The 16,668-nt window shown below is 62.2% G+C and carries 17 protein-coding genes; 12 read left to right on the top strand and 5 right to left on the bottom strand.

Going from position 1 to position 16,668, the window contains the following annotated elements:
- Nucleotide 1: 1 nt before the first annotated feature.
- Genes LRQ04_RS09705 through LRQ04_RS09690 form a run of 4 tightly spaced genes read left to right on the top strand, consistent with a single transcriptional unit; the run spans nt 2 to nt 3,379 of the window.
- Entirely contained in the window at nt 2-1,003 is a 1,002-nt protein-coding gene (locus LRQ04_RS09705; protein WP_235519863.1) for a sugar phosphate isomerase/epimerase, read from the top strand.
- Nucleotides 1,004-1,006: 3 nt separating this feature from the next.
- Nucleotides 1,007-1,900: a biopolymer transporter Tol gene (locus LRQ04_RS09700; RefSeq protein ID WP_235519862.1), complete on the top strand. Its 894-nt coding sequence runs from the start codon at nt 1,007-1,009 to the stop codon at nt 1,898-1,900.
- 4 nt (nt 1,901-1,904) lie between these two features.
- Complete coding sequence (locus LRQ04_RS09695; RefSeq protein WP_235519861.1) at nt 1,905-2,915, top strand: Gfo/Idh/MocA family protein; 1,011 nt, start codon at nt 1,905-1,907, stop codon at nt 2,913-2,915.
- On the top strand, nt 2,912-3,379 hold the full coding sequence (locus LRQ04_RS09690; RefSeq protein ID WP_235519860.1) for a heme-degrading domain-containing protein: 468 nt from the start codon (nt 2,912-2,914) through the stop codon (nt 3,377-3,379). The genes LRQ04_RS09695 and LRQ04_RS09690 overlap by 4 nt, the downstream gene beginning before the upstream one ends.
- A gap of 20 nt (nt 3,380-3,399) precedes the next feature.
- Here the strand turns inward: LRQ04_RS09690 and LRQ04_RS09685 are convergent, their stop codons facing one another.
- Complete coding sequence (locus LRQ04_RS09685) at nt 3,400-4,800, bottom strand: DNA-binding protein (RefSeq protein WP_235519859.1); 1,401 nt, start codon at nt 4,798-4,800, stop codon at nt 3,400-3,402.
- A gap of 361 nt (nt 4,801-5,161) precedes the next feature.
- Between LRQ04_RS09685 and LRQ04_RS09680 the strand changes: the two genes are divergently transcribed.
- The 8 genes from LRQ04_RS09680 to LRQ04_RS09645 all read left to right on the top strand — a co-directional run bounded on the left by LRQ04_RS09680 (nt 5,162) and on the right by LRQ04_RS09645 (nt 11,161).
- Nucleotides 5,162-5,638 (top strand): MSMEG_3727 family PQQ-associated protein, encoded by a 477-nt coding sequence (locus LRQ04_RS09680; RefSeq protein WP_235519858.1) that lies wholly within the window; start codon nt 5,162-5,164, stop codon nt 5,636-5,638.
- Between the two features lie 14 nt (nt 5,639-5,652).
- Nucleotides 5,653-7,338: a PQQ-dependent dehydrogenase, methanol/ethanol family gene (locus tag LRQ04_RS09675; RefSeq protein WP_235519857.1), complete on the top strand. Its 1,686-nt coding sequence runs from the start codon at nt 5,653-5,655 to the stop codon at nt 7,336-7,338.
- 43 nt (nt 7,339-7,381) lie between these two features.
- Nucleotides 7,382-7,477, top strand: a complete 96-nt coding sequence (gene pqqA / locus LRQ04_RS09670) for a pyrroloquinoline quinone precursor peptide PqqA (RefSeq protein ID WP_235519855.1) — start codon at nt 7,382-7,384, stop codon at nt 7,475-7,477.
- Nucleotides 7,478-7,545: 68 nt separating this feature from the next.
- Nucleotides 7,546-8,439: a pyrroloquinoline quinone biosynthesis protein PqqB gene (gene pqqB, locus LRQ04_RS09665; protein ID WP_235519854.1), complete on the top strand. Its 894-nt coding sequence runs from the start codon at nt 7,546-7,548 to the stop codon at nt 8,437-8,439.
- A 9-nt stretch (nt 8,440-8,448) separates the two neighbouring features.
- Nucleotides 8,449-9,141, top strand: coding sequence for a pyrroloquinoline-quinone synthase PqqC (gene pqqC / locus LRQ04_RS09660; RefSeq protein WP_235519853.1), 693 nt, complete (start codon nt 8,449-8,451; stop codon nt 9,139-9,141).
- Entirely contained in the window at nt 9,128-9,406 is a 279-nt protein-coding gene (gene pqqD / locus LRQ04_RS09655) for a pyrroloquinoline quinone biosynthesis peptide chaperone PqqD (RefSeq protein ID WP_235519851.1), read from the top strand. The genes pqqC and pqqD overlap by 14 nt, the downstream gene beginning before the upstream one ends.
- Complete coding sequence (gene pqqE / locus LRQ04_RS09650) at nt 9,399-10,580, top strand: pyrroloquinoline quinone biosynthesis protein PqqE (RefSeq protein ID WP_235519846.1); 1,182 nt, start codon at nt 9,399-9,401, stop codon at nt 10,578-10,580. Before pqqD ends, pqqE begins: the two co-directional genes overlap by 8 nt.
- Nucleotides 10,577-11,161 carry a manganese efflux pump gene (locus LRQ04_RS09645; protein WP_235519844.1) on the top strand — a complete coding sequence of 195 codons (585 nt, stop codon included), beginning with the start codon at nt 10,577-10,579 and terminating at the stop codon, nt 11,159-11,161. Before pqqE ends, LRQ04_RS09645 begins: the two co-directional genes overlap by 4 nt.
- 477 nt (nt 11,162-11,638) lie before the next feature.
- Here LRQ04_RS09645 and hxlA read toward each other — a convergent pair whose 3' ends face one another.
- The 4 genes from hxlA to LRQ04_RS09625 all read right to left on the bottom strand — a co-directional run bounded on the left by hxlA (nt 11,639) and on the right by LRQ04_RS09625 (nt 16,666).
- Nucleotides 11,639-12,283, bottom strand: a complete 645-nt coding sequence (gene hxlA, locus LRQ04_RS09640; RefSeq protein WP_235519842.1) for a 3-hexulose-6-phosphate synthase — start codon at nt 12,281-12,283, stop codon at nt 11,639-11,641.
- 15 nt (nt 12,284-12,298) lie between these two features.
- Nucleotides 12,299-13,039, bottom strand: a complete 741-nt coding sequence (locus LRQ04_RS09635) for an MIP/aquaporin family protein (RefSeq protein WP_235519840.1) — start codon at nt 13,037-13,039, stop codon at nt 12,299-12,301.
- Nucleotides 13,040-13,099: 60 nt separating this feature from the next.
- Nucleotides 13,100-15,334, bottom strand: a complete 2,235-nt coding sequence (gene katG / locus LRQ04_RS09630) for a catalase/peroxidase HPI (protein WP_235519839.1) — start codon at nt 15,332-15,334, stop codon at nt 13,100-13,102.
- Nucleotides 15,335-15,598: 264 nt separating this feature from the next.
- Nucleotides 15,599-16,666: a dipeptidase gene (locus tag LRQ04_RS09625; protein ID WP_235519838.1), complete on the bottom strand. Its 1,068-nt coding sequence runs from the start codon at nt 16,664-16,666 to the stop codon at nt 15,599-15,601.
- Nucleotides 16,667-16,668 lie beyond the last annotated feature (2 nt).

Genomic DNA, 16,668 nt, shown 5'->3' with positions numbered 1-16,668 from the left:
CATGCCCCGCCCGTACACCCTGTTCACCGGCCAGTGGGCCGACCTCCCCTTCGAGGAAGTCGCGCGCCTTGCCTCGGGCTGGGGCTACGACGGCCTGGAAATCGCCGTCTCCGGAGACCACCTGGACGCCTGGCGCTGGGACGAACCCGGCTACGTCGAGTCCAAGCTGGCTGTGCTGGAGAAGTACAACCTGAAGGTCTGGGCCATCTCCAACCACCTCAAGGGCCAGGCAGTCTGCGATGACCCGATCGACTTCCGCCACGAAGCCATCGTCGGCTCCAAGGTGTGGGGCGACGGCGATCCCGAAGGCGTCCGCCAACGAGCCGCAGAAGAAATGAAGCACACCGCCCGCCTGGCCAAGGCGCTCGGCGTGGACACCGTGGTTGGGTTCACCGGCTCCTCCATCTGGCAGTACGTGGCCATGTTCCCACCCGTCCCCGAGAAGGTCATCGACGCCGGCTACCAGGACTTCGCCGACCGTTGGAACCCCATCCTGGATGTCTTTGACGAATGTGGTGTCCGCTTCGCCCACGAAGTCCACCCGTCCGAGATCGCCTACGACTACTGGACCACTGTCCGCACACTCGAAGCGATCGGACACCGCGAAGCGTTCGGCCTGAACTGGGACCCCTCCCACTTCATGTGGCAGGGCATCGATCCCGTGTCCTTCATTTGGGATTTCAAGGACCGGATCTACCACGTGGACTGCAAGGACACCAAGCTCCGCCCCACCGGCCGGAACACCGTCATGGGCTCGCACCTGCCCTGGGGCGACCCCCGCCGTGGCTGGGACTTCGTCTCCGCAGGACGCGGCGACGTGCCGTGGGAATCGTCCTTCCGTGCCCTCACCGCCATCGGCTACGACGGCCCCATCAGCATCGAGTGGGAAGACGCCGGCATGGACCGACTCCACGGCGCCCCCGAAGCCCTCGCCGCGCTCAAGAAGTTCGACTTCCCCGCGTCGCAGACCAGCTTCGACGCCGCCTTCAGCAGCAAGGACTAGCCCGTGGCCGACGCGACCCGAACCCTCCAACCCGACCAGCGTTGCGAGGTGTGGGTCGCGTCGGTATCCGGCGCATCCCAACTGCTGTACAGCACCGATCGCATCCTGCTGGAGGCGCCCAACTGGACTTTGGATGGTACGGCGCTGGTCCTCAACGGGGACGGCAAGTTGTGGACCCTGGACGTTTCAGGTGGCGAACCCGTAGAAGTTCCGCTGACCGGTGGGCCGGACCTGAACAACGATCATGTTCTCGCGCCCGACGGTTCCGGCATCTACCTTTCAGCCAACGACGGCCACATTTACCAGGCCGCGCTGGCCGGCGGCCCGGTCGACAGGATCACCGAAGACGACGGCGCTTTCCATTTCCTCCACGGCGTCAGCCCAGACGGCAGGGAGTTGGCCTACGTGGGTATCGAGGCGGGCGACTTTACGCAGCCCGGTCGCCTTATGACCATAGCGTCCGACGGCGGCGCTGCCGCCCGGGTGGATGTTGGGCCCGGCCACTGCGACGGGCCGGAATACTCGCCGGATGGCCAGTGGATTTACCTCAATACTGAGTCCTTCACTTCTGCTCCCGGCCACGCCCAGCTGGCCCGGATCCGACGGGATGGGAGCGGTTTCGAGCGGCTCCTCACGTCAGACTCCGTCGACTGGTTCCCGCATCTCTCCCCCGACGGCCGCTTCGCGACGTACATCCGGTTCCCCAGCGGAACCGAAGGCCATCCCGCCGACTTGCCGGTCGCCGTCGTCCTTGTATCCACCGAAGACTGGACCACGTCCCTCCAAACGTGGCCACTTTTCGGCGGCCAAGGTACCCTCAACGTCAACAGCTGGTCGCCGGATTCCACGCGTTTTGCGTTTGTGGCGTATCCGCTCACCGACCCATCAAAGGACTAAGCCCGTGACCCTCAGCAATGGCACTTCAGACGGCACCATCCGCTGGGGAATTCTCGGCACCGGCTTCATCGCCGGACTGCAAACCAAGGATCTGAAGGAAAACGGCTTCACGGTTCAGGCTGTCGGATCGCGGTCGCTGGAATCGTCCAAGGCTTTCGTCGCAGAGTACGGCGTCACCACCGCGCACGGCAGCTATGAAGACCTGGTGGCCGATCCCTTGGTCGATGTGGTTTACATAGCCACCCCACACCCCATGCACCACGCGAATGCTTTGTTGGCCCTGAACGCGGGCAAGCACGTGTTGGTGGAGAAGTCCTTCACCATGAACGCGCGCGAGGCTCAGGACATTGTTGAGTTGGCCGGCTTGAAAAGACTCGTGGCACTCGAGGCCATGTGGACGAGGTTCCTCCCCCACATGATCCGCATTCGCGACGTCATCGCGTCCGGCACCATCGGTGAGGTCCGGAAGGTGGTGGCCAGCCACAACCAAAGCCTGCCCAAGGATCCCGCGCACCGGCTGAATGATCCCGCACTGGGCGGCGGGGCCCTGCTGGACCTCGGCATCTACCCCATCTCTTTCGCTTTCGACATCCTGGGTACGCCCGCCGCGATCCGGGCGAGCGCTTCGATGACGCCCACCAGCGTGGACCGGCAGACGGCAGCAATTTTTGATTACGACGGCGGTGCGCAGGCTTTAGTGGACTGCGAACTGGACGCTGCGAGCGCCAACCGGGCCATGGTGCTCGGCACCGAGGGTTGGATCGACATCGAGCACACCTGGTACAGCCCTGTTCCCTTCACCGTCCATGCGGCCGACGGTTCCGTGGGTGAGCGCTACGAGCAGCCCGTCACCAGCCGGGGCATGCAGTACCAGGCAGCGGAACTGGAACGCCTGGTCCGCGCCGGTGACACTGCCGGAACCATCCTTCCGCCGGAAGAAACGGTTGCCATCATGGCGGCCATGGACGAGATCCGCAGCCAGATCGGCCTGAGCTACGACGCTGACGCCGCATGAGCGACTCACCCCGCCTCGTGGAACTCCGCCAGCAGGAGGAAGAACTGGTCTTCGCAGCCTTCGACAACCATGATGCCTGGCGGCTGGGCTCGCTGATCGCCAACCACGCGATCTCCGCCGGGTTTGGTGTGGCAATCGATATTCGCCGCCACAACATCGTGCTCTTCCGCTGCGTCCTTCCAGGGGCAACCTCGGACCAGGAAGAGTGGATCCGCCGGAAGGCTGCATCCGTGCTGCGGTTTGAGCACAGCACGGCCTTGCTGGGTGAACAGTTCGCTGAGCGCAACCCGCTTGGCGGTGGGTGGCTCGCTCCGGAGGACTACACCTTGGCAGGTGGCTCCTTCCCGATCAGGGTCCGCGGCGCGGGTGTCATCGGGGCGATCACCGTGTCCGGGTTGTCCTCCGATGAGGACCACCAGCTGGTGGTGGACGGGATCCGGAGCTACTTGAAGACGGTGGGCTGACGTCAGGCGGGTGAGAGGGCCTAAATATTCAGTGCCCGACGCACAACCCGGGTGTTCCTTCGTGAAACGGGCACCATTGTGCGCTCTGCATTGTCCATGATGAGGACCCACTCCCCCTTTTCCCGTCGCTCCACCTCGCGGATGCGGCTGAGATTGACAAGGTACTGACGGTGCACCCGCAGGAAACTCCCTGTGTCCGACAGATCGGTTTCGAGCTTGTCCAAGCCGGACAAAGCGGCACGGAGCCTGCCTTCATCGGTCAGCAGCCATACCTCGTTCCCTTCCGCTTCTGCCACCGCTACCTCCGACGTTGCCAACAGCACCATCCGGTTCTCCTCGCGCAGGGCTACGACCCGCCGCGATCCTCCCAACAGCACGCCGCCTGTTTCGGCCTGTGGAAAGTGCTCGCCCGCCACGGCACCGAAAGACATCAGATGCCCGATCAGATTCTTGTGGAGGAACACTGGTCGAATTCCGATCGACGTCGGCTCGTCGGTAAAACGGGTGAAGATCTGGGTCGACCCGGTCCACCCTGAGTCCACGGCGGCCCGCTTGGTGGCATAGCGTGCGGCATGAATGAACGGGGGAAGTTGCGGAGTCCAACGCAACACCGGATCTACCGCGGGCGCATTTCCAGGGATGCCCAGGATCATGCTCGCCCTGTCGTCGGCAATCACCACGCCCCCTTCAGTGTCCACGGCGACCAGAGGATCGGTGGTACGTCCCCTGGCTTGGGCAAACACTGCGAGCAACTCGTTGCCGCTGTCGTGGGCCCTTCCCCTCAGGACATTCTGGGTGCGGGCTGCCGACGTCTCCAGCCATTTCCTTGCAGAACCGGGCAGTTCGCCGCCCCAGCACGAGATGTTCAGGACCGCAATGGGCTCTCCACCCACCAACTCCCGCACCGCGATGGCACCACAGGACCACTCATGAAAAGCCTGCAGCCAGTGCTCTGATTGCCTGATCATCACTGCGCGCCGGGTTTCCAGGGCGGTCCCCATGCTGTTCGTTCCAACGGAGCTCTCCGACCAGCTGAAAAAGGGCGCAAGCCCACCCTCTGAAGCGATCGTGCGCGTGTTCCTGTCGCCCCAGGCGGCAACTATCCGGCCATTGGCATCGGCGATCGTCGCAACACCACCGACCTTTGCCAACTCGTGCGCCATCGCAGCAGCGCAAAATCCCAGCTCCGCGAAGACTGTGTCCTGGTCGAGGGAGTGGGTAGCATCCGATACCGCGTTGGGCGCCTCTGTCAGAAAGGGGTCTATCCGGTAGACATCCCGGGAGCGTTGCCACGAGATCGCTACCTCGGGCCTCACTCGTTGGACATCATCGCCACCGCCCACAAAGCGTTCCCACGCATGAAATACGGCGGTTCGGTTGGACTGTGTGGAAATCTGCTGTGGTTGATGCTCACCTGGCATGAAAACCTCCTCGGCGCCCGTTAAGGAACGCGTTCTGAACCGAAGGCCAACCATGGCCCGCGTCTATGCCATTAGTGGAAGCTTCGCAGGTTTCGTGACGTAGTTCACAAAGATCCACCGTTGGGCGCCTTGTCCTCCCTACCCCCAAAGCATCCCCGAAGTGGGTGGTCTGCGTGCCATGGATGTGGGCGTGAACGGCACCTTCGAGCGCCTGAACGGCAGCCTCCGAGGGTCCGGCGGTAGTACCTTTTCGGCCGGTTTGGGCGGGCATACGGTTAGCTCTCAGCTGCTCGGATGAGCTGGCTGTTACGCATGAATGCTCGCGTAATTCGTATGTGATTTCACGAGGAGGTGATGTCTGGTGACGATTGCTGAAGAAAACATTACTGAGGAACGGTCAGAGTTGCTGGCCAGGCTCGGTTTGGACGGACAGAACAAAGCATCCATGGGCCGGGTGTTGGCCACTGGTTCCATCGCGGAGGCGACGGAACGTGCCGACGGCACTATGGAGGCGACCATCCGGATCAAGGAAGACGAGGTTTGCTGGGATCCGGCCATTCTCGTTCTGCCGCATGGCGGTGATCTGGAACTGACCGTCATCAACGATGACAAGAACACCCATGCCTGCCTGTTGCCAAGCAACGGCGACCAAAAGTTCCTGTGGCTGGTGAACCATTCGCGGGGAAAGGCGAAAATCCGTCTGGATGGCCCGGGCTACTACTGGTACAGCTCGCCGGGAGGCAACGACGAAGGACGGGGCCTCACTGCCGCGATCGTCGTGCAGGGCGAAGTGCCCCCCGAAGCCCGCCTGGATCGTCCCACCCAACCCCGCGCATAGAAAGGACCAGATCGATGACTGTTGAGTATGTTGACGCCGGCGAGGCTATAGACCATAGCGCGCTGAGCAGCATGGCGGGGGTCGCCCCCGCCGTGACAAACGATATTGATTACGAGCGCCTGTTGAACGCGCGTTCGGAATCACAGAACTGGCTGACGTACTACGGCGCCTATGACGGACAGCGCTACAGCCTGTTGGACCAGATCAACACGGGGAACGTGAGCAAGCTCAGCCCTGCGTGGATCTTCCAGGCCGGCCATTCCGGTCAGATGGCAGCTACCTCCACCTATGCCTTCGAAGCCTGCCCCCTGGTTGTCGATGGCGTCATGTACGTCACCGGCTGGGACGGCTGGTTCTGGGCGCTGGACGCGGTGACCGGCAAGGAGCTGTGGCGCTACAAGCATGCGATTCCTTTTGACGTTTCGCTGTGCTGCAGCAACGTCAACCGGGGATGTGCAGTAGCCAAGGGGAAAGTCTTCTTCGTGACCCCGAACGCCCAGCTGTTGGCACTGGATGCAACAAACGGCGACGTGGTGTGGCAAAAAACCATTGGCGATGTGCGTGCAGGTGAAAGTGCCTCGATTGCCCCAACCGTCATCAAGGACACTCTGATCACCGGCAGCGCCGGCGGAGAGTTCGGGGTACGTGGCCATATCGATTGCTGGGACCTGGAAACGGGTGAGCAGCGTTGGCGTACTTACACTGTGCCCAAGCCGGGCGAACCCGGCTCGGAAACCTGGCCCGCTGACGGTGAGGCCTGGCAGCGCGGTGGTGGTAACCACTGGGTTACCGGTACGTACGATCCTGAGCTGAACCTGTACTACGCAGGTACCGGCAACCCTGCTCCGGACTTCGACGGCGGGGTCCGTGAAGGGGACAACCTCTACACCGACAGTGTCGTGGCGATGGATGTCGACACCGGGGAAATCAAATGGCATTACCAGTTCACCCCGCACGATCTGTGGGACTACGACTCCACCATGGAGATGACCCTGTTTGAGCGTGATGGCAAGAAGCTCCTCGGCCACTTCGACAAGAACGGTTACTTCTTCGTCCTGGACCGGACCAACGGCGAGCTGCAGCACGTAACTCCCTTTGTGGACCGCATCGACTGGGGCGTCATCACCCGTGATGGGAAAGTAACTCCTCGGAAGTACCCCGACAAGGAAGGCGAACCGGTCCACTTCTACCCCGGCCCGGCCGGCGCGAAGGAATGGACGCACGCCGCATACAGCCGCAAGACGGAGCTGTTCTATGTGCCAGTGGCCGACGTCGGTGCTACCGCCACGCGCCGGCGGCGCGAGTTCAAGGAAGGCATTCCGTACTGGGGTGCCGGTGTCCAGGTGGACATCGACAACATGGCCGGATCCGTCAGCGCTTTCGACACCTACGGTGAAGAGAAATGGCGCTGGCGCATCGACTACCCCATGGCCGCGTCCGTGCTGGCCACGGCCGGCGACCTGGTATTCGCCGGCACCCCGACGGGGGAATTCGTAGCGCTGGATGCCCGCACCGGTGAAAAGCTCTGGGAATTCCAGTGCGGCAGCGGCCACCACAGCAGCTGCTCGACCTACAGCGTGGACGGCAAGCAGTTCGTCGTCGTCCCCGTTGGTTGGGGCGGTTGGCTCGAAGGCATCGTGCCCGGACTACTTGGCCAAGGCCACGGCAGCGCGGTCATCGCCTTCGCTCTGCCCGACTGAGCTGTGTCCTGCAAACCCACCCATCAATGAAAGGAGAAGGAACATGACTGATCAAAGCACCAAGAAGAGCTGGGAAGCTCCCACGCTCGCGGAAATCCGCGTCTCGGCAGAAGTAACTGCCTACGTGGCAACCAAGTAGTGGCCCGGAGGTATGCCGGTACTTCGCCGGCATACCTCCACCAACACGGACGAAAGGCATCATCGGAGATGTGGGTACGCGTTCTGGGTTCAGCAGCCGGAGGAGGGTTTCCGCAGTGGAACTGTGCCTGTCCTTCGTGCAGCGCGGCGAGGGACGGATCCCGTCCCTGTGTTCCGCGCCTCCAATCGTCCATCGCGGTCAGCGCTGACCGCCACCAGTGGTTCCTGCTCAATTGTTCACCGGACATCCAGTCCCAAATAGAATCCTTTGAAGCCCTGCACCCCGTGCCTGGGCAAGGTCCACGGGTGCAAGCCGTCCTGCTCACGGATGCTGAGCTTGACCATTCGCTGGGCCTGCTGTTGATGCGTGAGGGCCGTGGCGTCGAAGTGCATGCCACGGAATCCGCCCATGGAACACTCACTTCCGGTACAGGGATTCTGCAAACGCTCCAACAGTATTGCCCTGTGGTGTGGACACCCGTGATCCCGGGTGTGGAGGCGCAACTTGGGGCGGGTTTGTCCTATCGTGCCTTCAATGTTCCCACTGCCAAGCCGAAGCGCTTCGCGGAAACAACCTCTTACGGCCGGGTAGTGGGGTACCGCGTCACGGACATCAGCACAGACCGCTCCTTTGTCTACCTCCCCGGCGTGCAGAAACTCACCCCCGGCGTCCTCGGGGAGTTCCAGGATTGCTCGGCGATCTTGCTCGACGGAAGCTTCTGGCGCGACGACGAAATGGCCAGCCTTGACCTGGCCGACAAAACCTCTCGGGACATGGGACACGTTCCCATCAGTGGTCCCGGCGGCAGCCTCGAAGCGTTGTCCGCACTCAAGATCCCGCGCAAGATCTACGTCCACATCAACAACACCAACCCGATCCTGCTCGACGACTCGCCAGAACGCCTTCACCTCGACCGGCATGGCGTGGAGGTCGCTGTAGACGGGCTTGAGTTTGAAATCTAAGGAGCAGCCATGACAGCAGTACTCACGCCGGACGAGCTCGAAGAGTCCCTCCGCGCGCATGCCAAGCAATATCACAGCGAGCATCCCTTTCACCGGCGCATGAACGCGGGCCAGTCCACCCCGGAAGAACTCCGGGGGTGGGTGGCAAACCGCTTCTACTATCAAATGAACATCCCCCGGAAAGACGGGGCGATCCTCAGCCACTGCCCGGACAGCGACGTCCGGCGACGCTGGGTACAACGGATCATCGACCACGACGGCGTCACCGAAGGGACCGGCGGAATTGAGTCCTGGCTGCGGTTGAGCGAAGCCGTCGGCTTGACCCGTGAGGAAGTCGAGGACTCCAGGCACCTGCTCCCTGGCGTGAAATTCGCCGTCGATGCGTACGTCACCTTTACCCGCACCAAGCCCTGGGTGGAGTCCGTCGCGTCTTCCCTGACCGAGCTGTTCGCCCCGGACCTTATGGCAGAACGGCTCTCGGCGTTTGAGCGCTACTACACCTGGATTGCTCCGGAAGGCCTTGCCTATTTCCGGGCACGTATCTCCCAAGCCCCCCGCGACTCCGAACATGGCCTGGAGATCGTTAGAAAGTACTGCGTCACCCCCGAAACGCAGGCCGCCGCCGTCGCCGCTTTGTCCTTCAAATGCGATGTGCTGTGGAGCATGCTCGATGCGATTGACCAGGGCTATGGAAATCGTTGACGCTACCGCCCGGCCGAGGTTGTCTCCCCACGTTCGGCTGGTCTTCAACGCCGCGCGTGGGGAGTACGCATTGCTCTCGCCCGAGACCATTTGGACCATCAATGCCACCGGTGCCGCCATCGTGGAGCTGTGCGACGCCACCAGGACCCTCGCAGAGATCGAGGCCGAACTGCGCGGCCAGTATGACCAGGTCGCATACGGCGACATCCAACGCTTCGTGGCGGGGCTCGTCACCAAGCACGGCATGGAGGTAAAACATGGATAGGCCCTACGGACTGCTCGCTGAGCTCACCTATGCCTGCCCGCTCAAGTGCGGTTACTGCTCTAATCCACTTCAGCTCGACGACTACCGGGACGAATTGAGCACCGAGGAGTGGAAACGGGTCTTCGCCGAAGCCGCCGAACTGGGGGTACTCCAGCTGCACCTCTCCGGGGGTGAGCCCCTCCAACGCCACGACATTGTCGAGTTGGTGCGCTCCGCCAACCAGTTGGGCCTTTACACCAACCTGATCACCAGCGGCCTTGGCTTATCCCGGCGCCGTGCGGCCGAGCTTCGCGAGGCGGGCCTGGACCATGTGCAGCTCAGCATTCAATCGGATGAGCGATCACTGTCCGATGACATTGCGGGCACCCCCTCATTTGCCCGCAAGCAGATAGTCGCCCAGCAGGTTAAGGATCTGGGCTGGCCACTCACCCTGAACGTAGTGCTGCACCGGCTCAATATCGATCGGATCGGCGGCATCATCGCCATGGCAGAAGCGATGCACGCGGACCGCATCGAGCTGGCGAACACGCAATATGCCGGCTGGGCAGGGCTTAACCTGCCCGAACTCCTTCCAAGCCGGGAGCAGCTCAACCATGCCGAGGTGGTTGTTCGCGAGGCACGGGAACGGCTCGCGGAATCCATGGAGATCATCTACGTCGTCCCGGACTACTACAGCAAGTACCCAAAACCCTGCATGGACGGATGGGCCAGCCGACAGTTCACCGTGGTGCCCAATGGCGATGCACTGCCGTGTCCGGCCGCCCACGAGCTGGCATTGGGCCACGGGCTTCCAGCTGCCAACGTGCGTGAGCACTCCCTGGGATGGATTTGGGAACAGGCACCGCTGTTCCAGCAATTCCGGGGCGACTCATGGATGCCCGACCCCTGCCGCAGCTGCGATCGCAAGGAGATCGACTTCGGTGGTTGTCGGTGCCAGGCCTTTGCGCTGACCGGCGACGCCGCGCGAACAGATCCGGTCTGCCACCTTTCCCCCGACCACGGCCTCATCGAGGCGGCTGTGGCGACGGCTAACGATCCCTCCCGGCCCGCCGGCGGGACACTGATCCCCCGTATGGCGATGGGTCGTCCCAACCGGGCTACGAATGTCACACCGCGAAGGACCACAGGCATACCTGTCCAGCTGTCCCCGACCATACTCAGGGAGAAGGCATGATCGCCCTGCTCGGGTTGGGATTTGCCCTCGGCCTGGACAACTTCCGGACGTCCATTGTGCTTGGTGGCCTCAAACCTAATTGGCGCACGTCCGTGCGGACATCGCTGGTTTTCGCCATGTGGGACGGCGTGGCACCGGTCGCCGGGATCCTGCTCGGCGCCTATCTGAGCACAAAGATCGAGGGTTTGGCGGGAGTCATCGGTGCGATCGGCTTGGCCGCCTACAGCCTGTGGCTCATCATCAAGTCCTTGCGCTCTCCCGAACACGCGGATCTCGATATGAAAACGGCACGGCGCTGGCTTCCCCTGCCCCTGAGCCTCGACAATGTTGCCGCCGGGGCCACCCTGGGGCTGGCCGGCCACTCGCCCTGGCTGGCGCCGGCCCTGTTCGCCTTGACCACGTTTGTGATGTCAGTCGCCGGACACCAAATTGGCCGAACGATCGCCAGCTTCCTTCCCCGTTTCCTGCCCCGCCTCCGCATGGACCTGCTGACCGGGATTGTCCTCCTGGTCGTGGCATGCCTCATGCTCCTGGGCGTCGACATCATTGATGAGGGCATCGCCCCTACGGATGGTGACTAATGGAGAACCTTGAAATTCATGGCCTTGAGGATGACCCAACGCGTCCCCCCTGCTATCACTGCGGTGAACCTTATACGTCAGCAGGATCGGGTCGGCACGTTGACCCGGTGGACTGCCAGGTCTGCCAACGGTGCACAATGATGCCCGCCTGCTACACGTGCCGGAACATGTACTGCCCCTGCGAAGTTCACCAACTCGGAAAAGCATCAACGCCGTGAGCAAACGTAACCGTCCGTAAGCCGTTCATCGATCTTGATATAGGGAAGCCACATCAGGGATTTCGGCGCAGTTTATGCAGCTCGGTAAGAACCCGGAGGCGACGACGAACCAGTCCAGCTGGTCGGCGTCGTCTCCGGGTTCCCTGTGTCCGCACACCACGCAACTGACGGGTTCCTGACCGGGAGGAAGAGGATGCACGTAAGACATTGCCTGCAGCAATTGGTGCCAGGCTTTGCTGATTGAGCTTCGCATCCGTCGTCACGTCCTCGGAACAGGAAGCCACATGACAGCACCCCGGAGCTTCCGCGCCGCCTGGGCGGGGTCCGCAGCGCCATAAATGGAACTTCCGACGACGGCCACGTCAGCCCCAGCCTGCTGAATGTCGGTGATCGTGGTCAGCTTTACACCGCCTGCAACAGAGAAAGGGACACCGGATTCTTTGCCCATACGGAGCAGCCGCGCCAAGTCGAAGCCCGGTTGGGCTTGCTCGTCCAATCCAGCATGCATCCCCGCGTATTTGGCGCCCAAGGCCCGGACCTCATTGGCCCGGCCCACCTTGTCCGCCACGCCAATGAGATCGACGATCACGCCCTTGTCGCATTCCGCGGCCGCTGTGATCGCACCGGCAATGGTTGAGTCGTCAGCGACACCGAGCACCGTCACCAGGTCCGCACCTGCCGCGAAGGCAAGGTTTGCTTCAAGCTCTCCAGCATCCATGGTCTGCAGGTCCGCCAGGACAAGTTTGTCGGGGTGTGCCTTCTTGACGGCGCTGACAACCGGGAGACCTTCAGACTTGATCAACGGAGCCCCGAGCCCCAGGATGTCCACGTAGTCGGCCACTTTGCCTGCGAGCTCGAGGGCCGCGTGGGCAGTTAGGAGGTCGATGGCGACTTGTAGTTTCATGATGCTCTGCTTTCTTCAGGGCGCGACTATTGGCACAACCGCGGCGACCACTCCGGCCAGCGCTCCTCCGACGAGTGGCCCCACAACTGGAATCCAGCTGTAGCCCCAATCGCTGGAGCCCTTGCCCTTAATGGGAAGGAGCGCATGGGCAATTCGGGGGCCCAGGTCCCTGGCAGGATTGATGGCATAACCGGTGGGACCGCCAAGGGACACACCAATGCCAACCACCAGAAGGGCGACGGCAAGGGGACCCAGTCCAGAAGGCGTGCCGCCGAACGTGAGGATCCCGAAGACCAGGACGAACGTGCCGATGATCTCGGTGACAAGGTTCCAGGGCGTGGACCTGATGGCCGGCCCCGTGGCGAAAACGCCCAGCTTGTTGGCCGGCTCGGGTTCGACATCAAAATGCTGCTTGTGTGCGGCCCACATGAAGACGGCCCCGAGGATTGCGCCCAACAATTGCGCTCCGAAATATGTGACCGTGGAGGCGAAGTCCACTGCCACACCTGGCGCATATTCCGCCTTGCCATTGATTAGCAGGCCCAAAGTAACTGCTGGGTTGAGGTGTGCGCCGGACTTCACGGCGACAAAGACGCCGGCAAAAACGGCGATACCCCAACCCCACGTCACCATAAGGAATCCGCCGTTGTTTCCTTTAGTGCCCTTGAGCGCAACGTTCGCCACTACGCCGCAGCCCAAGAGGGTCAGTATTGCTGTTCCGAAGAGTTCGGAAAGAAAGACTGTTCCGAGAGACATCCATTTGCTCCTTAGTTTTGGTGTTGCCAGTCCTTGGCAAGGTGCTCGTGCATCGCCTCGCTAGTGATCGAACCTGTCGAGGTCCATGACCTTCTGCCACGCGAAGACAAAATCGTTGATGAACTTTGATTCGACATGCTTGCCCGCATAGAGCTCCGACAGGGCACGCAACTCGGCATTGGCCGAAAAGACGAGGTCAGTGCGGCTTGCGATCCACTTGCGTTGCCCGCTCTTCCGGTCCTTGCCTTCGAAGGCCTCCTCACCCGTACTGCCGTCCGCCGTTTGCGTCCAGACGGTGTCGATGTCCAGCAGGTTGACGAAGTAATCGTTGGTAAGAATCCCCGGAGTTAAGGTCAGCACGCCCAGTGGCGAACCTTTGTGGTTCGCACCCATCACCCGCAGACCACCGAGCAGAACGGTCATCTCGGGGGCAGTCAGTGTCAGCTGATGGGCGCGCTCCACCAATAGGAATTCTGACGGGAGTCGGGTACCCGGTCCAAGGTAGCTACGGAATGCATCCGCTGTAGGTTCAAGCACGGAGAACCGCTCGGGATCAGTCCACTCCTGAGTGGCATCTGTCCGTCCGGGCCGGAAAGGGATCTCGACGTCGTGGCCTCCCCTGGCTGCGGCGTGTTCCACCGCTGCGCATCCGCCAAGCACGATCAGGTCGGCCAGGGATATCGTTTTCGAACCAGACTGGAAGGTGTTGAACTGATCCCGGATCAATTCAAGAGTGTCGAGCACTTTGGCCAATGACTCAGGATCGTTCGCGTCCCAGCCCCGTTGGGGATCAAGGCGAATGCGCGCTCCGTTGGCGCCCCCGCGCTTGTCACTGTTACGGAACGTGGAGGCCGAAGCCCACGCGGTAGAAACGAGTTGTCCCACGGACAGGCCCGATGCGAGCACGTGGCTCTTCAGCGTGCGGATGTCGTCCGCGCCCACCAGCTCGTGGTTCGGTTCCGGCACCGGGTCCTGCCAGATCAGGCGTTCGCGCGGGACCAACGGGCCCAGATATCGGCTGACGGGGCCCATATCCGAGTGCGTGAGTTTGAACCAGGCACGGGCAAAGGCATCCGCCAGTTGTTCTGGATTCTCCAGGAATTGCCGGGCAATCACCTCGTATTTTCGGTCTTCCTTCAGGGCAAGGTCCGTGGTGAGTACCGTGGGGACGTGGCTTTTGGACGGGTCGTGGGCATCGGGAACCGTACCGGCCCCTTCGCCATTGCTGGGAACCCATTGCCACAGACCTGCCGGGCTAAGAACCACGTCCCACTCGTACGCAAACAGTATTTCCAGGAAGCTGTTGTCCCATGTGGTCGGGGTGGGCGTCCAAATTCCTTCCAGCCCACTGGTGATGGTGTCGGCACCCTTACCTGTTCCGAACGAATTGGGCCAGCCCAGACCTTGCAGTTCGAAGCCTCCTAATCCCGGTTCAGGTCCCAGGTGGGTGCCGGGCTGGGCGACTCCGTGGGTCTTGCCGAACGTATGGCCTCCCGCCACCAAGGCGACTGTTTCGACGTCGTCCATCCCCATGCGCAGGAACGTTTGACGAATTTCCCGGGCTGCAGCAATCGGGTCAGGGACCGTGGCTGGCCCTTGCGGGTCCACGTAGATCAGGCCCATTTCACTGGCGGCGAGGGGCTCATGCAAATCCCGGATGCCGCTGTGGCGTTCGTCGGCGAACCACGTATCCTCTGGTCCCCAATACGTCTCGTCAGCTTCCCAGGCGTCCTCGCGTCCACCCCCAAACCCGAAGGTTTTGAAGCCCATGGACTCCAAGGCCCTGTTCCCTGCGAAGATCATCAGGTCGGCCCAGGAGACTTTGTAACCGTACTTCTGTTTCACAGGCCACAGAAGCCTTCGCGCCTTGTCTAGGTTTCGGTTGTCAGGCCAACCATTCAGGGGTGCAAAGCGCTGCATTCCAGCGGCGGCGCCACCCCTACCGTCACCCACACGATATGTGCCGGCGCTGTGCCATGCCATGCGCAAGACCAGCGGGCCGTAATGTCCGAAGTCAGCGGGCCACCAGTCCTGGGAGGTGGTCAGCACCTGGTCGACATCCCGGGCCAGCTCGTCCAGGTCCACAGACAAGAACTCTTTGGCGTAGTCAAAATCATCGCCCAATGGATTGGCGTCGCGGCTGGGCCTGGCGAGGCACCTCAAATCGAGCCGGGCGGGCCCTTCGGCCCGTGGCGGGCCGCCAGCCACCGGGCAATTCCGTTTGCCAGGTGGTCGACGCGTTGCCAGGGTCCGGTCGTAGGTGAGGTCCACGTGGGCGTCGGGGCTTCCAGACATGGTTACTCCTTCAGCAGGAGTCTCGAGGGCTCCGTTAGTTGACGAATTATGCAAACTGAGAGACAACCTATGCCTGCCCAAACCTCCCGAACAGCCGCTACCGCCGGACTCCCGGAGCACGCCGTTCAAGCGTCCGAACCCGCCGTTCGCTGCAGCGTCCCAGCCACGCCAGGACGGGGTCCAGAGGCCACCAAGGGGCCGGTGGGCCTGGGTCACCCATGGTGAGGGAAGCTAAACGCGACGCCGTGTGGTGAGGTTTTCCGCCTACGCTTCGGTGTCCCGCAGCACGCGGATCAGATTGCCATGGGTCAGCGCGGCGATGTCAGAGCTGGACCACCCGCGGCGTTCCAACTCCTCCAGCAGAGCTGGGTAGCGGTCCACCGATGCCATGTCGTCGGGCGGGGTCATCCCGTCGAAGTCACTGCCTATTCCGACGTGCTCCACACCGGCGACGTCACGAATGTGCTCGATGTGGTTACAGATCTCCCGAATGCCGCAGGGAGGCTTTGGGTTCTCCGCGAGCCAGGCATTTTCCTGTGGGGCGGCCAGCGGGCCCGTCCAGTCTCCTTGCGCGGATTGACGCGCAGCAGACCATCGACGGTATTCCTCGGAAAGGAACTCCGGGAGGAACACCACCATGACGATCCCCCGGCTGGACCTGACGGCACCCAACATGCTGTCTGTGACGTTACGGGGATGGTCGGAGAGGGCCCGGGCGCCGGAGTGCGAGAAGAACAACGGGGCTTTGCTGAGGCGTGTGACCTGCTCGATGGTCGAATCTGCGCAATGCGACAGGTCGATCAACATGCCGAGTTGGTTCATCGTTTCCACCACGGATTCGCCAAAGGCGTTGAGGCCTCCCACGTTTGGGACATCCGTTGCACTGTCCGCCCACGCAGTGTTTCTGTTGTGTGTGAGGGTCATGTACCTGACGCCGTTGCGGTACATGAACCGCAGCACATCGAGGGAATCGTGGATCTGGTGCCCGCCTTCCATGCCCATCAGGGAGGCGATCCTCCCCTCGGAGAAACAGCGCTCAACGTCATCCGCGGACCGCGCGAGGGCAGTGAGGTGCGGGTAGGTCTCGCATAGACGGTGGACGGCCTCGATCTGGGCCAGCGTGAGGGCGGGCGCCTCAGCCGGGTCTGAGTTGGTGGGCACCCAGATGGACCAAAACTGTGCCCCCACTCCCCCACGCTTCAGGCGGATCAGGTCCGTCTGAAGCAGCGGCTGCTCACGCGAAGGATCGAGGCGTTCGAAGTCCAAGCCAGCCAATTCATGATGCTTCCACAACATGTCGTTGTGGCCATCGATAATCAGGTGATGTTCCACGG

Source organism: Paenarthrobacter sp. AR 02, assembly GCF_021538675.1.
Lineage (GTDB): Bacteria > Actinomycetota > Actinomycetes > Actinomycetales > Micrococcaceae > Arthrobacter.
This window is presented reverse-complemented; position numbering and strand designations above follow the sequence as displayed.

Coding starts and splice junctions, on each gene's coding strand:
- katG (WP_235519839.1), bottom strand. CDS start 15,334: ATGTCTGGAAGCCCCGACGCCCACGTGGACCTCACCTACGACCGGACC.
- LRQ04_RS09705 (WP_235519863.1), top strand. CDS start 2: ATGCCCCGCCCGTACACCCTGTTCACCGGCCAGTGGGCCGACCTCCCC.
- LRQ04_RS09690 (WP_235519860.1), top strand. CDS start 2,912: ATGAGCGACTCACCCCGCCTCGTGGAACTCCGCCAGCAGGAGGAAGAA.
- hxlA (WP_235519842.1), bottom strand. CDS start 12,283: ATGAAACTACAAGTCGCCATCGACCTCCTAACTGCCCACGCGGCCCTC.
- LRQ04_RS09685 (WP_235519859.1), bottom strand. CDS start 4,800: ATGCCAGGTGAGCATCAACCACAGCAGATTTCCACACAGTCCAACCGA.
- pqqD (WP_235519851.1), top strand. CDS start 9,128: ATGGAAATCGTTGACGCTACCGCCCGGCCGAGGTTGTCTCCCCACGTT.
- pqqB (WP_235519854.1), top strand. CDS start 7,546: ATGTGGGTACGCGTTCTGGGTTCAGCAGCCGGAGGAGGGTTTCCGCAG.
- pqqE (WP_235519846.1), top strand. CDS start 9,399: ATGGATAGGCCCTACGGACTGCTCGCTGAGCTCACCTATGCCTGCCCG.
- pqqC (WP_235519853.1), top strand. CDS start 8,449: ATGACAGCAGTACTCACGCCGGACGAGCTCGAAGAGTCCCTCCGCGCG.
- LRQ04_RS09675 (WP_235519857.1), top strand. CDS start 5,653: ATGACTGTTGAGTATGTTGACGCCGGCGAGGCTATAGACCATAGCGCG.
- LRQ04_RS09635 (WP_235519840.1), bottom strand. CDS start 13,039: ATGTCTCTCGGAACAGTCTTTCTTTCCGAACTCTTCGGAACAGCAATA.
- LRQ04_RS09645 (WP_235519844.1), top strand. CDS start 10,577: ATGATCGCCCTGCTCGGGTTGGGATTTGCCCTCGGCCTGGACAACTTC.
- pqqA (WP_235519855.1), top strand. CDS start 7,382: ATGACTGATCAAAGCACCAAGAAGAGCTGGGAAGCTCCCACGCTCGCG.